Here is a 16870-nt window from a genome sequence, read left to right as displayed (position 1 = left end):
TACATTAGTATACTCGGTTTTGTATGTATATACTGAAGCCTGACGCAGGCTTATAATTATCTTGTTGTTTAATATTTTACCAGTTATTTCATAAAATATCAAGTGCATTTATTAATTAATAATAATTATCTTATAGTGAATTAGTAACGAATGGTTTTATAAAAGGCTGTGGTATAATAAGAGTAGTATTTTCTGCGGGGGTGTTGCTATGGAAAAAGAAGACGGGGACAGGGAAAAGAAGGAAAAACTGCGTCAAAAGCTTACCAAGATACAGTATGAAGTGACTCAGAACAGTGCTACCGAACCGCCTTTTCAAAATGAATACTGGAATCATCGGGAAGCGGGTATTTATGTTGATGTTGTATCCGGCGAGCCCTTGTTTAGTTCGCTGGATAAATTTGATTCCGGCTGCGGCTGGCCGAGTTTCTCCAAACCACTGGCGGCGCAGCGACTGGTAAAACGGGAAGACCGCAGTCATTTTATGCTCCGCACCGAAGTGCGCAGCAAAAAAGCTAATTCCCATCTGGGGCATGTGTTTCCGGACGGACCGGAACCGACAGGTCTGCGCTATTGCATCAATTCAGCGGCGCTGCGGTTTATCCCGCTGGCCAAACTGGAGGCAGAGGGATATGGGGAGTATAGGGCTTTATTTACTGAAAAGGAAGAACGGCCTGGTGTTTAATCGGACTAAGCGGCAATAGACAGTTTATGTACGGAACCCAAGACAGCAGAAGAGGCAGCCGGCTGTTGGCTGCCTCTTCGGTATGATTGCGGCAGGATAGATTCTGGCGGCAGCGCGGCATACTATTGTAAGCAAAGTGAAGGAGGACGTTGGAATGGATTTGTCATGGAAAACCATTTTGACCATTCTTTACGGCACATTGATTTTGCGCGTTGCCGGACGTAAATCACTGTCGCAGATGACTGTTGCCCAAACGGTGGTTATGCTGGCGGTGGGAACTGTGCTGATTGAGCCTCTTGTCGGCAGGGAATTGAGCGGCACTTTTGCGGTAGTTACCATAGCCGTATTGACACTGGTCCTTATCGAATATTTGGAAATCCGGATTCCTCTCTTGAAGAAAATCTTTACAGGTGAACCGGTGCTGTTAATTGAAGACGGAAACATACGGTGGGACAATTTAAAACGGGTACGGGTGACTGTACAACAGCTGGAGATGGAACTGCGCCAGGCAGGCATAGCCAGTGCCGAGGAGGTAGAGTGGGGTACTATTGAACCTAACGGGCAGTTTGGTTTTTTAGTGAAAGAAGAATTTCAAACAGTAAACAAAAGAGACTATGAATATCTGCTAAGTGTGGTGCAATCCTTGGCGGAAAACCTGGTAGAGCCGGAGCAGCAGCGGAATAAGCAGAAGCCACGGGAACCTGATTTTGGCGATAACGTTTTCCATAAGGTTGCGACAGTTGAAAGAAAGCGGCGGGATTGATTTGGGGAGAGGAAAAAGGGCGGTGCATAAAAGCTCCGTTTAGGTGCCTCTCTCAGACTGTCGATTAACCGTCGATCTTGCTTCAACCTATGTCGATGATTAATCGACAGTCATAAAATAAAACTGGCCGAGAAACGGCCAGTTTTATTTTATGAAACCTAGACAATTTTAAGCTTTTCCCTGCTTGAACTCCAGCAGTAATATATTTATAATTTCCATTTGCCTTTCTGTAAGACCGTCAACACAAATAATACGCCTATTTTCATGGCCAAGCAGATAATCGGTCGTTACGCCGTAGAACAAGGCCAATTGGCTAAGTACCTCTAAAGAGGGTGTTCTGATATTGTTTTCATAGCCATATATACTGGATTTATGCAGGTTTAAGCGCTTGGCCACCTGTATCTGTGTTAATTTCTTATCTTCCCGTAATTTTCTTAATCTCATTCCGAAATCGTACATATAATCCCCCCCTATAAGGGTAACTTGTTGACGCATGCTATAAGTAAGTATTATAATTGGATTTGCATTACTGAAAATCTACTTTGTTCAGGTAAGGAGGGATTATTCCTGATTATTTTTAAACTTAAAGAAAAGATCTATGAGTGTGTCGAGCTAAAATCGTTAACATGCAAAGTGCTTTACAGTGGAGAGGACAAGAGTTATTTTTTACTGGTCGATGATAAATCGCTTTATTCGGCAAATAATGACGGGGGAATATTTGACTTTGAATATATCAAAGATGTCGAGGTTGCATTTGAAAATGAAAAAATACCCCGTAATTATCTTCTCAAATAGAGAGAAGCAAAAGAGGTATTTTCTTACGGCGTTTTACCCTGGAATCGATTCCGGGTTTTCAACCTTCCGGTCACAGCAAAACCTTTGCCGCTATTAGCCGGTTCATTGGCTTTGGCGGCGGGTGTTTCCGCATATAATGCGGTAGTTTCATTCAAACGGCAGGCCGTACCGGTTATTAGGGCTATCTTTAAGTGCAGAGAAAGACTGTTCGGCCTTCTGCTTCGTTTCAGGAACTATCCGGATACTCAATCCATCCCGCTATTATTGTGACTATTATAGCATCGGTGTGTATGAAGTAGAGATAACGTATATATAAGGCAACTGCCTTATATATACGTTATCTCTACTTATGTTATTGGACGGCCGATAGACGGTTGTGACGATTGCGACGCTGCTTTACTGCCATGATACGTACTCGATAGGCGAAGGGAAGGTAGTTGAAACTTTCGTTTTGCGTACCTTCCTTTCTGTTAATCGGGTTGCTTTTCAGGGATATTTTTTTGTTTTTTATAATAATAATACAGTGCCACGACAGCGGCACACAGGGCAATGCCTGCCAGAATCCAGTGAGTGGGTATTTGTTGGAATAGCTGCAAAGCCTCCGGACCCAGATAATGGACAATGATGCCGATGAGCAGAAATCGTTTCCCCCTGCCTAAAATGGAAGCAAGAAAGAAAACCAGGAGATTGGTGCGAAAAGTGCCCGCTGAGATGGAGACAAACTTATAGGGAATGGGGGCGAGTGATGCTAAAAAGATGGCCCAGCCGCCATATTTAGTAAACCAGTTTTCGATTTTTTTGCTATGGCGCGGCGGTACGAACTTGTGCAGAGCCAGCGTGCCAAACCGGCTGCCGATACCGTAGCCGATAAAGCCGCCGCCGACTGATGCGGCGGTGGCGACAGTCGAATAGTAAAGGGCCTGAGAGGGTTCGGCCAGTACCATGGGGATGAGCATAACATCGGGTAAAATGGGGGAGATAAAAGATTCAAGGAACGATAGGAGAAAAAGTCCCCAAATACCATAACCTTCTAAAAACTGTAAAATTTGATCCATAACAGTTCCTTTCTTGGATTGTTCACAAAACGGGTGTTGCGATTGCTTTTTGATTATAACACAAATTGGTTATTTTTTGCATAGCCAGAGGATTTTGTGCTGAAACCGGAGAATTTGCAGGTAAAGGTCGGATATTGGCGAATATGACTATAATAATTCTTGACGGTAGTCTTTCTGATCTTGGGGAGGTATGAGATGAAAAAGATCCGCAGGACCAAAAAAGACAAAACCGCATTCTGGCAGCCGGTTGTAAAAAAAATAGCTGTAACCGTGCTGAATTATCTTCTGGCTGCTTTGCGGAACACACCGGCCGGTATCCTGCTGGTTGCCGGCGGCCTGTTTACACAATGGGGTGCCTTGCCTTCGAATGTATTGTCTTCTTTATCGGCTGTATCCTATATGATGCTGGCTTTTGGAAGCGTGATTACCTTTGCTTTTAACAGGAGCCGTGCTTTTTTTCTTTTGCTTACGCTGCTACTGAGCCAACTGGTGCTGGCCTATCTTCCTTTTGGTTCTTTGGCAGGCAAAAATACCTATGCGGCAGTGAGCGTGTTTCTGCCTCTTAATATTTTCTTTTTTTCCTATATTTCCGAGTACGGGATAACATCCCGCCGGGGAAAACAATGTTTTACTCTGCTGGCGCTGGAAGGTGCGGTGCTGTTGATGCCTCTGCTAACCGGTGATGCTGCGCTGCTTGGGGCGTTGGCTGCCGGTTGGATTGATTTTTCTTTTCGGCTGCCCACCCCGCTCCCGGATACGGCTGTTTTGGGCTTTTTCCTGACCTTTATTTTTCTTGCCGTGCGGCGCCGGAAAATGAATACTCATTTTAAAATCACTACCCTGAGCTTTCTGCTGGCCGTGGCCTGGGCACAGCATGCCTATCCCGTTCCGGGTGCTGTTGCGTTTTTTTATACTGCAGCCGGTCTGATTATTATCATATCCGTTATTCAGGATTACTATTTTAAGGCTTATTTGGATGAACTGACCGGCCTGCCGTCACGCCGGTCGCTTAATGAAGCCATGTTGTGTCTGGATGGGCATTATATTATTGCCATGCTGGATGTTGATTTTTTTAAGAAATTCAATGACACCTACGGCCATGATGCCGGGGATGACGTGCTGCGGTTCATTGCCGGGATTATGAGACAGTTTAAGACCGGCAGGGCGTTTCGCTATGGCGGTGAGGAATTTACCATACTATTTTCGGGAAAAAGCATGGAGGAAGCCATGGCGTCTTTGGAAGAATTGCGTAAAACCATTGAGACCAGCAAGCTTACCGTGCGTTCTTCCGGTAAAACCAGAGGCAAACAACTTAGTGTCACCGTCAGTATTGGTGTGGCTGAAGCCGGGCGTAAAGCCAAAAATCCCGGGGAAGTAATTAAACTGGCTGATTCGGCTCTGTACCAGGCGAAAGAGAAGGGGCGTAACTGTATTAGTGCGTAAAAGGGGTTGACAGGTAATTGACATTAAATAACAAATAACATCAACGGATAATTGTTATCTGTTGTTTTGCGGTGTTATGCTAACATATCAATATAAAGGAGAGGATCTTGTGAAAAGTTTAAAAGGAACGAAGACTGCAGAAAATTTATTAAAATCTTTTGCGGGAGAATCCCAGGCCCGCACCCGGTATACTTATTATGCCTCGGTTGCCGATAAAGAAGGTTATAAGCAGATCAAAAATATTTTTATTGAAACCGCGGAAAACGAAAAAGAGCATGGTAAGCGGTTTTACAAATTCCTGCTGGAAGGACTGAAGGAGGAACTGCCTGCCATGCTGGAAATCACGGCTTCCTATCCGGTAGCCCAGGGAACTACACTGGACAATCTGAAAGCGGCTGCCAGCGGTGAAAATGAAGAATGGTCCGAATTATACCCGGAATTTGCCAGAGTGGCTGCAAAAGAGGGATTTCCGGAAATTGCCGCCGCCTATAGAATGATTGCCTCGGCTGAAGTGCGGCATGAAACCAGGTTCAATAAACTGGCAGAAAACATTGCCACAGGCAAAGTCTTCAAGAAGGATGGCAAGGTTTTCTGGAAATGTGGTAACTGTGGATACATACATGAAGGGGATGCGGCTCCGGAAGTCTGCCCGGCATGTGTTCATCCGAAAGCTTATTTTGAGGTGTTTGTAGAAACATATTAATGAAAAAGAATAAGTCGGCGGCCATATTGTTAGCGTAACATCTTTTTGCATAAAAAGCCGGCATTGTGACTTATGTCACAGCGCATCCTTACGGTTTCCTATATGATAATCCTATACAACCCGGATTTAGGGAAAACGATAAATAGAGGAGGATTATTTTCATGGGAATGTTTTGCTATCAATGTCAGGAAACCGCCAAGGGGACAGGCTGCACACTGCGCGGTGTTTGCGGAAAAACGGCGGATGTTGCCAATTTGCAGGATTTGTTGATCTATACATTAAAAGGTATTTCCATATATCATATTCGTGCCAGACAGGCCGGCTTGGCCAAACCGAAAGTTGACCGGTTTGTCATGGAGTCTTTATTTGCCACCATTACCAATGCGAATTTTGACCGGCAATATTTTGTCGACAGGATTCAGCAGGCGCTGGCTGTCCGCGATGCGGTTAAAGCAGATCTGGCCAAGGCAGGGCTTGCTTTTGAAGCGGCCCATGACAGCGCCGTATGGTCGGCTGCGCCGGAAGATTTTGATGTTAAGGCCACCACGGTCGGCATTTTGACAACCGAAAATGAAGATGTACGTTCGCTGCGGGAACTGCTGATTTATGGCGTAAAAGGAATGGCGGCGTATGCGGAACATGCGTTTACGCTGGGGTATCAGGATGAAAATTTGTTTGCCTTTATGCAGCAGGCGCTGGAGGCCACGACCGACGATCAATTGGGTGTTGATGAACTGGTGGCCCTGGTGCTGGAATGCGGTAAATTCGGTGTAGAGGTTATGGCTCTCTTGGACCGGGCCAATACCACCACTTACGGCAACCCTGAAATTACCAAAGTTAATATTGGAGTGCGGAATAATCCGGCCATTTTAATCAGCGGTCATGATCTGAAGGATTTGGCGGAACTGCTGGAACAGACAAAGGGTACCGGAGTAGATGTGTATACCCATGGGGAAATGCTTCCTGCCCATTATTATCCGGCGTTTAAGAAATATGACCATTTCGTAGGTAATTACGGCAATGCCTGGTGGCTGCAGGATAAAGAGTTTGAGACTTTTAACGGACCGATTTTAATGACAACGAATTGTCTGATCACTCCGAAAGCAAGCTATCGGGACCGGGTGTATGTTACCGGAGTGGTCGGATTTGACGGCGTAAAGCGGATTCCCGACCGGGTGGACGGAAGGGCAAAGGATTTTTCGCCAATCATTAACCACGCCAAACAATGCAAACCTCCGGTTGCTCTGGAACAGGGTGAAATCGTCGGCGGTTTTGCGCACCATCAGGTATTAAGTCTGGCAGACAAAGTGATTGAGGCTGTAAAAGCAGGTGCCATTAAGAAGTTTTTTGTTATGGCCGGTTGTGACGGGCGCATGAAAAGCAGGGGTTACTACAGTGAGTTTGCCAAGGCGCTGCCGCAGGATACGGTGATTCTGACGGCCGGCTGTGCCAAATACCGTTACAACAAATTGGAACTTGGCGACATCGGCGGTATTCCCCGCGTATTGGATGCCGGACAATGCAACGACTCCTATTCGCTGGCAGTGATTGCACTGAAATTAAAAGAGGTTTTTGGGCTTGAAGATGTGAATCAACTGCCCATTGCCTACAATATTGCCTGGTATGAACAAAAGGCGGTTATCGTTTTGCTGGCATTGCTCCATTTAGGGGTTAAAAATATTCACTTAGGGCCGACGTTACCGGGCTTTTTATCACCGAATGTAGCAAAAGTGCTGGTGGACAATTTCGGAATCGGCGGTGTTGGCAGCGTGGCGGACGACCTGGAACGATTTATGGCGTAGCTTTTGGATGGGGGCTGCCGTGCCAGGGGAACCCTATGATACAACAACAGACGGCAACCGGCGTAAGCCGGGAGCCGTCTGTTGTCATTATAGAACTACCTGGAATTTCTTATCGAATTTCCATCGAAGACGCGGGGACGGTGGAAGTGTCTTCGGTCTTTAGTTTGGGGACGAGTGGCTGCTCGTCCCTTATCGTCGTGCACCGCGCCCAGTTTTACCCTGGACTGCCTGTATGATTGGCCTATATTTTGGACATTATAAAAAAACTTGATATAGGCCGGGGTGGTGGTTGCTTGAAAATGAAGCAGGTAATAAAGCCGCCTGCTTGGTCGAAACGAGCCGGTTATAAAATCGTCATGCTGAGTTTGTTATTGATTCTGGTACCTGCCGTGGCCTCTGCAAAAACCATTTTGTATGTTCCGGCAGATGACCGGCCGGTCTCGCTGCAGTATGTGGTGGAGACGGTCAAGGCGGCAAATTACGAGATTATTCTACCGCCGGTGGAGTTTTTGGCAGGGCGCGGTCATGAGGGGCGGCCGGAGGTGCTGTGGCAATGGGTCCGGCAATGTGCCCCGCAGGCTGATGCCCTGGTGTTATCGGCAGATACGCTGCTTTATGGCGGGTTAGTGAATTCCCGTACCCATAATATACCCATTTACGGTTTGGAAGAACGTTTGCAGTCTTTCCGGCAGCTGAAGAAAGAAAATCCTCACATTCCTATTTTTGTTTTTGCCACTGTTATGCGATCACCCCAGCGAAGCAGCGGCGGGATGGAACCGTCTTATTATGAACAGGAAGGCAATCATATTTTTTGGCTGACTGCGCTGCAGGATGAAGCGCAATGCCGCCAGCTGACACCGGACAAGCAAAACAGGCTGACACAACTGCAAACCGTGATTTCCGAAGCCCATTTGAACGATTGGTTGAGCCGCCGCACTAAGAATTACCGGATTAACGCCGAATTAATCGGGTTAGTCGGGCAGGAGGCCGTAGACTACCTTATCTTAGGGCGGGATGATGCCGCCCCATTTTCCCAGTCACACAGGGAATGGCGCCAGCTGGCGCAGCTTGCGGCTGCGCTGCCGTCCGAAAAGTATGCTTCCTTTCCGGGGGCCGATCAATTGGGGATGATCCTATTGACCCGGGCCTGCAACCAACTGTCAGGAAAGAGGCCGGCAGTTAAAATCCTGTACGCCGCGGGGGCAGGGCCCGGGACTGTTGCCAGTTATGAGGACCAGCCTGTTGGCCGGACGGTGGCGGAGCATATTATTGCCGCCGGCGGCGTTATTATTCAGGAGCCACAGGAGGCTGATCTGGTACTGGCGGTAAATACGCCGTTATCAGGAAGAACGGAAGAGGCCGATGATTTTTCTAATTATATCATAAACAGGGAGAGCACCGGGCAACTGCTTACACTGGTCGAACAGACGGTTAGTGCGGGCATTCCGGTAGCTGTAGCGGATATCGCTTTTGCCAATGGCGCCGATAATTCCCTGCTGCAGGGCATGTTTACACGCCGCCTGCTCGATAAAGTTGCTGCTTATTCCGGCTGGAATACGGCAAGCAATACTTTGGGGTATGCGATCGGGCAGGGAATGCTGGCACCTGCGATGACCGACAAAGACCGTAAACGGCTGCTGGCGGTGCGTTATTTGGATGACTGGGCGTATCAGGCCAATGTCAGAAAGGAAATCTGCCTGGAAGTGCTGTATCCCAATCAAGGGAAGGCGGATTATTTAAATTGGCTGGCCCCGCAGATCGCGAACCGGGTGGAACATAGGCTGCAGCTCTTCTGCCGCAGCTACCTATGGCTTGATCCTGACGATATTCAGGTAGCCTTTCCCTGGAACCGCATGTTTGAGCTGGATGTAAAAGTGGGCAAATAATATAGCCGGCAAAAAAGACCGCCTGCTTTTCCTGCTGGAGCCTTGCTTTGCCTGAAGATTAAGAAGGATTTTAGGCTTTTCTCTAGAAAATAATTCTTAAAACGGCTGGCCGCATCTGGGGCAGGCGTTAGCATGTAATGGACAATAGTGGGAGAGAGTTATGGAGAATAAGAAAATCAGCGAGATGAAACCCGGAGACAGTGTACAAAATTTTTTTCTGATTAAATCGGTAGATTGTAAAACATCAAATAATAATAAACGTTATTTAGATTTGACTTTGGCTGACCAAAGCGGGGAGATCAATGCCAAACTGTGGGACTGCAAACCGGAAGACGAAAGCCGGTTCCGTCAGCAAATCCTTGTTAAAGTCAGGGGGACCATTTTTGAATGGCAGAGCAGGCTGCAGCTGAAAATTGAGAAGATCAGGCTTTCTGCACCGGAAGACGGCCTGTATATTGCGGAGTTTGTGCCTGTTGCGCCCCGTGAGGCGGAAGGCATGTACCAGGAATTGCTGCAATACATAGCAGCCATTCAACATAGTGATCTGCATAAAATTGTAAGCACGATTATCGAAAATAAGAAGGATAAACTGCTTATTTATCCGGCGGCCAAACAGAATCATCATGCCGTGCGTTCCGGCCTGCTGTTTCATATTCTGACCATGCTGCAGCTTGGCGAAAAAATTACCCAGGTTTACCCCGGAATTAACCGGGATTTGCTATATGCCGGAGTCATTCTCCATGATATCGCCAAACTGGACGAGATGAAGGCGGGAGAACTGGGGATTGTATCCGAATACACGCCGGAAGGCGAATTGTTGGGCCATATTGTGCAGGGCATCAAGCTCATTGACCAGACAGCAAAAAAAATCGGTGCTGACGGCGAAATTTCCCTGTTGCTGCAGCATATGATTTTGTCGCATCATTATGAACCGGAGTTTGGCAGCCCCAAGCGGCCGATGATACCGGAAGCCGAAGTGCTGCATTATCTGGACATCATTGATGCCCGGATGTATGATATGAACAAAGTTCTCGACAATACGAAGGCCGGCAGCTTTTCCGATAAGGTCTGGCTGCTGCAGAACCGGAAGCTGTATAAGGCAACTTTTGCCGAACGTGAGAAACCGGCTCAGGAGCATAATCGGTAAGCAGTGGCTTCAAGAAGGCCTATAATCCCCGACGGCTCAGGGATTAAGGTCTTCTTTTTGCGAACCGGGCATTGCGATTTTTTGATAAGCGGCGGTATAATGAGTAAATACGGGTAGGTTTGGGAAACGTTGGAGGGTTCGTTGTGGATTGGCGTAAAAATCTTGGAGTGCTGGCTTTTGGTGCGATGTTGTCTAGTTCAAGCTATACTATGGTAATACCGTTTTTACCGCTTTATCTTTTGGATTTGGGAGTAAGTCCGGCGGCGGTGAATATGTGGTCGGGTGTTGTCTTTGCCGCAACTTTTTTTGTGGCTGCCATTCTGGCGCCCTACTGGGGGCGGCGTGCCGATAAGTCCGGCAAGCGGCGGATGGTTATGCGGGCCGGATTCAGTCTGGCCGTGGTGTATCTGTTGGGGGCCGTAGTCAGGACGCCTTTTGAATTGCTAATTATGAGAGTGCTGCAGGGCTTTGCCAACGGTTTTGTTCCGGCTTCCATGGCGATTGTGGCTTCTTCCGCTCCTCAGGAAAAAATGGGGTTTAGCCTGGGGTTGATGCAGACGGCGCTATTAATCGGCGGTATTTTAGGACCGCTGGCCGGAGGCGTGTTGTCCCATTTGTTTGGAATGCGGCTGTCTTTTGTTATTTCCGGCATTGCCATATTTTTGGGAACCATGGCCGTAAGGGCCCTGGTTAAAGAACCGGCACCGGTGGCGGCTGCCGCCGAGGGAAGTATTCTGGAAGATGTAAAGCTGGCGTTTCAAAACCGCAGATTAGTGGAAATGCTGCTGTTGCTATTTATCGTTCAGGCCGCTATTATGATTTTGCAGCCGCTGATTACGCTGTATGTTGCCGAATTGCAAGGGCAGAGAACCGGAGCGGTACTGGCTGCGGGGGTCATCTACAGCCTGGCGGGTATTGCCGGGGCTATTGCCGCCCCTTTGTGGGGTAAAATCGGGCAAAACCGGGGGTTTTTTAAAATCCTGATCATTGCGTTTTCCGGAGCGGGAGTTTTCACCGTGGGACAGTTTTTGGTGAGTGATATTTACCGCTTCAGCCTGCTGCAGTTTTTGTTTGGTTTGTTTATTGTCGGTGTGTATCCGGCGATTAATACCATTGCCGTATCTTCTAATGATGCCCGTTTTCAGGGGCGGGTTTTTGGCTTGACGACAACGGCCAACCAATTGGGATCCATGGCGGGACCATTGATTGGCGGTATGATCAGTTCGTGGATCGGTATCCGCCCGGTATTTCTGATCACCGGCAGTTTGCTGCTGCTGGTGGGCTTGTTTGTCAGCGTCAATTATTTTCAAGGCAAGCTGATAAGCCGTCATGCGGACTGAGGCGGCTTTTTTCTTGCTAAAGGGACGGTATTAAATAGTTAACGGGTGGATTGTGAACGGATAACGCCAGAGTCATATAGGCGGCCGGACGGGCTTCTTTTATATAATCACGGGAGGTACATTTTGAATAGCGATGAAAAATTATTAGTCATCCCCCTGGGCGGACTGGGGGAGATTGGCAAGAATATGACGGTTTTCCGCTATGGCGATGATATTGTCGTACTTGATTCCGGCATGGCTTTTCCCGAAGAGGATATGCTGGGGATTGATTTAGTCATTCCGGACATGACCTATTTGGTTGAGAATAAAGATAAAATCCGTGCCGTTGTTTTGACGCACGGACATGAGGATCATATTGGTTCTCTTTTCTATCTTTTGCAGCAGGCTGATGTGCCTGTCTATGGCTCCAGGCTTACTCTCGGTCTGGTGGAAGGGCGCCTCCGGGAACATCGTGTATCGGCCGGCCGTTTAATCCCGGTTTCGCCCGGCGGCTGCATTACGGCGGGGGCGTTTGAGATCGGCTTTATTCAGGTGAATCATTCGATTGCCGATGCCATGGGCATTTATATTAAGACACCGCTGGGGACGGTTGTCCATACCGGAGATTTTAAAATTGATCAGACTCCGGTAGATGGCAACATGATTGACATTCATAAATTTGCCGAGTTGGGTGATCAGGGGGTGCTGCTGCTCCTGTCCGACAGTACCAATGCCGAACGTCCGGGGTATACCAAGTCCGAGCGCACGGTGACGGAGGCATTAAACGCATACTTCCGTTCAGCAAAAGGCAGGATTATTTTAACTACGTTTGCTTCCAATGTGCTGCGCCTGCAGCAGGCAGTTAGTTCGGCTTGCCAGTATGGCCGCAAAGTGGCGCTGCTGGGCCGGAGCATGGTCAATGTCATTACCAAAGCAGTCGAACTGGGTTATATGACGATACCGGAGGGCGTGATTATTGGCATTGAAGAAATTGGCCGCTATCCGGATAATCAGATTCTGATTTTAACGACGGGCAGTCAGGGGGAACCAATGGCTGCACTTAGCCGTCTGGCTTTTCAAAATCATCGCAGTATGGAACTGCACCATGGGGATACCGTGCTGATTGCCGCAACTCCCATACCCGGCAACGAACGTTCTGTCGGCAGAACGGTTGATGCGTTGCTGCGGCTGGGGGTGGACGTGGTTTATGACCGTTCTGCCGGAATTCATGTTTCCGGGCATGCCAGTCAGGAGGAATTAAAACTGATCTTAAATTTAGTCCGGCCTGCTTTCTTTATTCCGGTTCACGGTGAGTATCGTATGCTGACTCAGCACGGCAAACTGGCCGTTGAAGTGGGCATACCCGGAGAAAATATCTTTATCGGGGAAAACGGCCAGGTGTTTGAATTTACGGCCGGCACCGGAAGGCTGGCCGGCAGGGTAACAGCCGGCAGGATTTTCGTGGACGGTTTGGGTATTGGCGATGTGGGGAATATCGTAATGCGCGACCGGCGGCAATTGTCACAGGACGGAGTGCTTATTGTTGTGATCACGCTGGACAGGCAGACCGGTCAGGTCCTGGACGGCCCGGATATTGTATCGCGCGGATTTGTCTACGTACGGGATGCGGATGTTCTGATCAGTGAGGCCAGGACCCTGGTAGAAGCTGTATTGGATAATCTGGCGGATGGTCCGGTTAAAGAATGGATGCCGCTCAAGACCAGTATACGGGAGTCGCTGACAAAGTACTTAGTTGCGAAGACCGGACGCAGGCCGATGATCCTGCCGGTCATTATGGAAGTATAGTCTGCTGGAAATAAAGCGGCGCTGAATTTTTTCGTTTAGGCGCCGTTTTATCCTATCGTTTCGTTGATGATTGCCGACCAGTTTTTACCTTTATAGGCATTATACCCGCGTGTATGGGCGTAACCATAAATTTTGGTGTTGCCTTGAAATCTCTTTCCAGGGTATAACCATAGGCTTCCCTCTTCATGGTTTGCTGACTTATTTCCATCATACCTGAGTTAGCGTAACATGAGTCAAAATAAAAATCCAGACATAATATAGGAAAGAGGGATTCCGGACCGGGGCAAGGATAGAACAGCCTGCTTGGCGGTGAAAGCCGGGCGTTTAAGAAAAAAGCAAAGGGCGGTTGCCGGTTCCCGACAGGAAAAATCTATTTTGTGTGGAAAGATAGCAACAGGTTCAGAAAGGGAAGGGAGCGAAGAGGATGGCGGCCATGAATCAGATGCGTTTATATTTTGCTTATGGATCAAATATCAATCCGGAGTATATGCGTTTAAAGTGTTCCGACCCCCGGGTGCTCGGCATTGCCCGGCTCAATGGATACCGTATGGATTTTTTCGGGTATTCCACAACCTGGGACGGTGCGGTGGAAACCGTAGTGGAGGATGCGTCTGCGGACATATGGGGTGTGCTATATCAATTGGATGAATTCGACTGGAATCGTCTAGACAACTGTGAAGATGTCCGGGCCGACGGGACCGGCGAGTATTTCCATTATCCGGTGGAAGTGATTGATGGGCAGGGTAAGCTGACCGCAGCAATCCTTTACAGAAAAGCCCGTCAGGGTACGCCGGAGATTCCCAGCCGGGAGTATTTGGGACTTATCGTTAAGGGGGCGGAAGAACAGAAGCTGCCTGCTGCGTATGTCGCCAGGCTGAAAACATTGGCAGCCAAACCTGCTTCTTATGCTGTGCCACGGCGTCCTTCCTACAACCGGGTAGGAGCCGCGGGCGGGGCCAGCGGCTGCGGCGACTGCAGCGAGTGCTCCGGATAACAAGCGTTGAGAATAGCCGGTCTTTTCAAGGCCGGCTGTTTTTGTATCGCGGCAACAGGGCATGTTTTCCTTGTTCTAAGTCTAACATTGATATTGATCCGATCCGGTTGAATACCGGGGAGCATAGTAAAAAGATTCTGCAGCGGTCAGCCGGTGCAGAATCTTTTTTGTGTGAGCGAATATCATCCTGATTTATAGAGGGCATGACAGAATTCGGTTTGCATACCGGGGGCGGGAAACGGTATAATGATGACGGCAGTTCATTTTGCAATCGGACGCGCGAGCGATGAACCGTACTTTCGGGAGGAATTCTTATGAAACTAGTTGTGGGAATCAGCGGTGCAACAGGCGTAATCTATGGTGTCCGTCTGCTGCAGGCACTGCAGGCTGTTTCTGATATAGAGACACACCTGGTCATTAGCGAACCGGCAGTGAAAACACTGGCAGCGGAAATGCGCTGGAGTCTCAGTCAGGTTCTGGCTCTGGCCGATTATCATTATCAAAATGAAGACATTGGTGCCCGGATTGCCAGCGGTTCGTTCCGTACGGCCGGGATGGTGGTCATTCCCTGCAGCATCAAGACCTTGTCGGCCATTGCGCATTCCTATGATCATAATTTGATGACCAGAGCGGCGGATGTTACGTTGAAAGAGGGACGCAAACTGGTGCTGGTGACCCGGGAGACACCGCTGCATCTGGGGCATCTGCGCCTGATGACGGCTGCGGCCGAAATGGGAGCGGTGCTGTTACCGCCGATGCCGGCCTTTTATCATCAGCCGCAGTCCGTGCAGGATATTGTGGATCAGACGGTTGGCAAGGTGTTGGACCAGTTTGGCATCGATAATCAGCTGTATAGGCGCTGGAACGGCTTGTAAAGCATCCGGCAAAACGAAGATGCAAGTATTTTGTCTAATGTAAAAGTTGCAAAATTTATGACAATTCAGGCATAATATGGTCCGGACTGGAAGGATTATGGTTGAAGCATGTCGAATGATTCCTTATCATAAAAGATTTACCGGATACCAAGGGACAGGGGGACAATTTATGAATGCTACTACCTTAAGAACCAGATTTTTACTTGCTTTTTTACCGGTGTTTATTATTTCGTTCGGGTTATTAACAGGAATCGGTTATTATCTGTCCAGCAGTGCTTTGACCGCCACCAGCATCCCTGAAGCCGAAGCGGCAGCCGCTATCGCTGCGCTGACGAATTCACTGCTGGTTGCGTCAGTGGTGCTGCTCCTGCTGGTGGTTGTATATATTACGGTGATGAGCAAGCGGCTGGCTGCGCCGATTGCCCTCTTACGGGATGAGTGCCTGCTGATTACGCAGGGAGATTTACGCGAGCGTCCGGCTAAAGTACAGTCCGGGGATGAGATCGGTCAGCTGGCTAAGGGCATGCGTGATATGCGGGCGGCCCTGCATTCTTTGGTGGGACAGGTATTGACGCAGTCCGAGCAGGTAGCGGCTTCCAGCGAGGAGTTGACGGCCAGCGCCCAACAGTCGGCCGATGCGGCCAACCAAGTGGCGGGCTCCGTTACGGAAATTGCCCAGGGAACCCAGCAGCAGGCCGATTCGGCGGAATATATCTCAATGATAGCGGAGGCCATGGTGGAAAGTACCAAGGAAATCGTTGCGGTTGCCGGCAAGGTTTCCGAAATTGCGCGTAATACCTCTGCCGAGGCTGAACAGGGCCGTCAGGTGGTGGAAAAAACGATTGAACAGATGAATGTAATCGGGGAGGGTTCGGAGGCCGTTCAGCGGGCTATTGCGGAATTGACGAAGGGTTCGAGGGAAATTGGTGAAATTGTCACACTGATTTCTTCAATTGCCGGTCAGACGAATCTTCTGGCACTGAATGCGGCTATTGAGGCTGCACGGGCAGGAGAACACGGCCGGGGATTTGCCGTTGTGGCCGAGGAGGTCCGCAAGCTGGCGGAAGAGTCGAATCAGGCGGCACAGCAAATCGGTACACTGATTCAGCATAACCAGGTCAATATGGATCAGGCGGTTAAGGCGACGGAGGCCGGAGCAACCGGCATTCAGCAGGGAATCAGCATGGTAAACGCCACCGGTGAGGCTTTCAGCAAAATTGTGGATTCCATCGTGGTTGTTTCCGACCAGATCAACGGAATTGCCGATTCCATTTCCAAGATGGCTGTGGGCAGCGAAGAGATGGGCGTAGGCATTCAGGATGTTGCCAGAATCAGCGCCAGTACTTCTGCTGAGACACAAAGCGTGTCGGCAGCAACGGAAGAGCAGTCTGCTTCTATGCAGGAAATTGCTTCAGCCAGTCAGAGCCTGGCACAATTAGCAGCCGATTTGCAAAATCTGGTTTCTAAATTCCGTGTCTGAGCCGTTTGTACGGTTTGACAAAAGCAGGGAACATGGAATATGATAAAAGCAGCACAACCCGCCAAGCCGCTTTTGGATGCGTGCCAGGGCGGGTTTGTTTTTAGACAAGCTCTATTCGGT

General features: G+C 48.9%; 14 protein-coding genes and 1 pseudogene. 13 read left to right on the top strand and 2 right to left on the bottom strand.

Annotated features, from left to right (window positions below; genetic code table 11):
* Nucleotides 1–247: 247 nt before the first annotated feature.
* Nucleotides 248–682: pseudogene (gene msrB, locus P22_RS13090) on the top strand (peptide-methionine (R)-S-oxide reductase MsrB); the annotation flags it as partial.
* 154 nt (nucleotides 683–836) lie between these two features.
* Entirely contained in the window at nucleotides 837–1445 is a 609-nt protein-coding gene (locus P22_RS13085; protein WP_054260691.1) for a DUF421 domain-containing protein, read from the top strand.
* A gap of 168 nt (nucleotides 1446–1613) precedes the next feature.
* Here the strand turns inward: P22_RS13085 and P22_RS13080 are convergent, their stop codons facing one another.
* On the bottom strand, nucleotides 1614–1904 hold the full coding sequence (locus P22_RS13080; RefSeq protein WP_054260690.1) for a helix-turn-helix domain-containing protein: 291 nt from the start codon (nucleotides 1902–1904) through the stop codon (nucleotides 1614–1616).
* 806 nt (nucleotides 1905–2710) lie between these two features.
* Nucleotides 2711–3295: a YqaA family protein gene (locus tag P22_RS13070; RefSeq protein WP_054260688.1), complete on the bottom strand. Its 585-nt coding sequence runs from the start codon at nucleotides 3293–3295 to the stop codon at nucleotides 2711–2713.
* A gap of 195 nt (nucleotides 3296–3490) precedes the next feature.
* Between P22_RS13070 and P22_RS13065 the strand changes: the two genes are divergently transcribed.
* From P22_RS13065 to P22_RS13015, 11 genes are all read left to right on the top strand, one after another.
* Entirely contained in the window at nucleotides 3491–4738 is a 1248-nt protein-coding gene (locus P22_RS13065; RefSeq protein WP_054260687.1) for a GGDEF domain-containing protein, read from the top strand.
* Nucleotides 4739–4847: 109 nt separating this feature from the next.
* The gene (gene rbr / locus P22_RS13060) at nucleotides 4848–5441 is read left to right on the top strand and encodes a rubrerythrin (protein ID WP_054260686.1); all 594 of its coding nucleotides are present in this window, start codon (nucleotides 4848–4850) and stop codon (nucleotides 5439–5441) included.
* A 161-nt stretch (nucleotides 5442–5602) separates the two neighbouring features.
* The gene (gene hcp / locus P22_RS13055; RefSeq protein ID WP_054260685.1) at nucleotides 5603–7243 is read left to right on the top strand and encodes a hydroxylamine reductase; all 1641 of its coding nucleotides are present in this window, start codon (nucleotides 5603–5605) and stop codon (nucleotides 7241–7243) included.
* A 35-nt stretch (nucleotides 7244–7278) separates the two neighbouring features.
* Nucleotides 7279–7479, top strand: a complete 201-nt coding sequence (locus P22_RS13050) for a hypothetical protein (protein WP_054260684.1) — start codon at nucleotides 7279–7281, stop codon at nucleotides 7477–7479.
* 63 nt (nucleotides 7480–7542) lie between these two features.
* A complete protein-coding gene (locus P22_RS13045; protein ID WP_054260750.1) occupies nucleotides 7543–9129 on the top strand; it encodes a DUF4127 family protein in 1587 nt (528 codons plus the stop codon).
* Between the two features lie 160 nt (nucleotides 9130–9289).
* A complete protein-coding gene (locus P22_RS13040) occupies nucleotides 9290–10276 on the top strand; it encodes a 3'-5' exoribonuclease YhaM family protein (protein ID WP_054260683.1) in 987 nt (328 codons plus the stop codon).
* Between the two features lie 143 nt (nucleotides 10277–10419).
* Nucleotides 10420–11616, top strand: coding sequence for an MFS transporter (locus P22_RS13035; RefSeq protein ID WP_054260682.1), 1197 nt, complete (start codon nucleotides 10420–10422; stop codon nucleotides 11614–11616).
* Between the two features lie 123 nt (nucleotides 11617–11739).
* Nucleotides 11740–13401: a ribonuclease J gene (locus P22_RS13030; RefSeq protein ID WP_373432678.1), complete on the top strand. Its 1662-nt coding sequence runs from the start codon at nucleotides 11740–11742 to the stop codon at nucleotides 13399–13401.
* 433 nt (nucleotides 13402–13834) lie between these two features.
* Nucleotides 13835–14395 carry a gamma-glutamylcyclotransferase family protein gene (locus P22_RS13025; RefSeq protein WP_156318956.1) on the top strand — a complete coding sequence of 187 codons (561 nt, stop codon included), beginning with the start codon at nucleotides 13835–13837 and terminating at the stop codon, nucleotides 14393–14395.
* Between the two features lie 314 nt (nucleotides 14396–14709).
* The gene (locus P22_RS13020) at nucleotides 14710–15270 is read left to right on the top strand and encodes a UbiX family flavin prenyltransferase (protein ID WP_054260680.1); all 561 of its coding nucleotides are present in this window, start codon (nucleotides 14710–14712) and stop codon (nucleotides 15268–15270) included.
* A 169-nt stretch (nucleotides 15271–15439) separates the two neighbouring features.
* The gene (locus tag P22_RS13015) at nucleotides 15440–16750 is read left to right on the top strand and encodes a methyl-accepting chemotaxis protein (RefSeq protein ID WP_054260679.1); all 1311 of its coding nucleotides are present in this window, start codon (nucleotides 15440–15442) and stop codon (nucleotides 16748–16750) included.
* Nucleotides 16751–16870: the final 120 nt, after the last annotated feature.

Origin of the sequence: Propionispora sp. 2/2-37 (assembly GCF_001298735.1) — a bacterium.
GTDB lineage: Bacteria > Bacillota > Negativicutes > Propionisporales > Propionisporaceae > Propionispora.
Note: the sequence above shows the minus strand (reverse complement) of the source record. Positions and strands in the feature narration are given on the sequence as shown.